At 39.9% G+C, this 1,994-nt stretch carries 1 protein-coding gene; it reads right to left on the reverse strand.

What is annotated here, in order from left to right; genetic code table 11:
* Positions 1–6: 6 nt before the first annotated feature.
* Positions 7–1,994: hypothetical protein (locus ACFINC_RS09005; protein WP_375616988.1), on the reverse strand; the 1,988-nt coding region annotated here is incomplete at its 5' end.

Here is a 1,994-nt window from a genome sequence, read left to right on the forward strand (position 1 = left end):
AACGGGTCATCGGTTAAACATCCTCACAACCTCGTTTCCACTTAATCTAAACAAATCAGAAAAACGCTTTTTCACCCACTCTTTCGTGACATATCCATTATGATGCGCATTTACCATACGTTGAATGAGATCGACAATTTGAGCATTCTTAATCTGTGTTCCCCCTGTTAACAATTTGACAACATCCTTTTCAATCCGTTGACGCTCTCTAAACGCCGCCTCTTTGAAAGGAATCCAAGCAGCCTTCCCAGCAGCTTTTGCTAATTGTACAGCTGCATCATGTTTACCCGTTGGCATACTGACGTTATGCGTAAAAGATATCTTTTCATCCGCTACACGACCTGGTATTCTATTATAAAAATCTGCATAATCGGCTTCTTTTTCGATAACCTTCTTGACCGCAGAAGCTTTATCGACTCCATAAATCTTTGCAAATCGTTTATACAGATCATTCGTACCAAAAATCTCCTTTGCCTTGGATACTTCATCTTTTGTTTGCCCCATACCTTGTAAAAGTTCTGCCCTTGAGCCCTTTTTAAAGTATTCTTGTTGTGCCTTTGGTAATTCATCAAAGATTTTACTGAACTCATCCTTATTAACCGACTTGCTAAGGATTTTGGAACCTTCATCCATGGCATCTAAACGTGAACTATATTGATGATACAATGATCGTGCCTTCTTATATTTAGGCGATATATCATCCATAAGCTCTAATAACTTTTTCTGAATGCCAACTAAGGTATGAACTTTACTGTTATCTCCTACCTTCTCGGCTGCATCTCTCATAAGACCAAGTTTAACCTTCGTTTCATGGAGAACACCCATGTTGGGCTTTTCTTTAAGGAGATTAAATTTTTCAGAAGAAAATGGAGCAACTTCTTTGACCTTACTCGTGAATTCCTGTAGCCCTTCTTTATAAGCCTGTTTGAAATATGGACGCTTCATTAATTCATTAAGAGCGCCATAATGCTGTTCTCCTATTGGTATTTTTTTGGCTATTTCGTAAAGATGTTCTGTATATGCTTCCCTACTCGCGATAAGATCATTTTTTAAACCTGTGACATTTTGATGAGGAACAAAGTATTTATCAGCCGCCTGATGAATACGCTCCCCTCCTCCCAGCGCTCTCTGTTTAGCTCTCTTGGTTAAATCAAGATAAGCCCCTTGGTTTCTTTTCGCGATATCAAAAACAAGATCTTGTAAAAAAGGACTATGATCAGCTACGTAATCGGTAGGAACTGCTTTTTTAAAAGATTCTCCTAGCTCTTCAGAAGCTTCATTGCCTAAATGTTTACTGATTGCTCTTAACGTATCTTTTGAAACACCTTCTTTCGTATGAGAAGGAGAAAAAAGTCTTCGTATTCCACCAAAAGTAGAACCAAGCATACTGCCTACAAGATTTCCAGCCAATGCCCCGCCCATTCCTAAAGTTCCACCAGATGCCGTGGTTTGAAGTGTATTTAAAAGTCCTTCGCCTTCTCCTGCGCCATGTAATGCACCAGATGCTGCACCTACTTTAAGCAAATGAGGTAATGTTGTTTTGTTCGTGATGCCTAAAAATGGACTTGCAAATCGACTTGGTAGTGACTGACCAGTTTTCAAAAAGGCTTGACCTAATTTTGACCCCGCCACATTCCTTGCAAGTGTAGGCGCTACAAGGCGTGCTCCTGAGGCTAACAGTCCTCCCCCTAAAGTCGCAAGTGAAGGGATTGCCGACCCTAAAGCATTTCCAGCAAAAGAAGTCCAATAATGTTGATCACTCATCCTACGATAATAATCACGTAGTCTATTGGCTTCTTTCTCATATTTTTCTATGGTTTTCTTATCTCCAGTCCAATAGTTGTAAAGCCCATTCAAAAAAGCACTTATTGCCCACTGATCATCAGAATCACGTCCTGCCGCTGTAATCCCCGCAATCTCATCATCTAAATTAAAACTCAATCCATGCTTTAAAGAGTTCCAAAAAGCTTCACTTTGCGTGATTTCGGGATGTT

It is taken from the genome of Bartonella sp. AP58NXGY, from assembly GCF_042195785.1.
In the GTDB taxonomy this organism is placed as follows: domain Bacteria; phylum Pseudomonadota; class Alphaproteobacteria; order Rhizobiales; family Rhizobiaceae; genus Bartonella.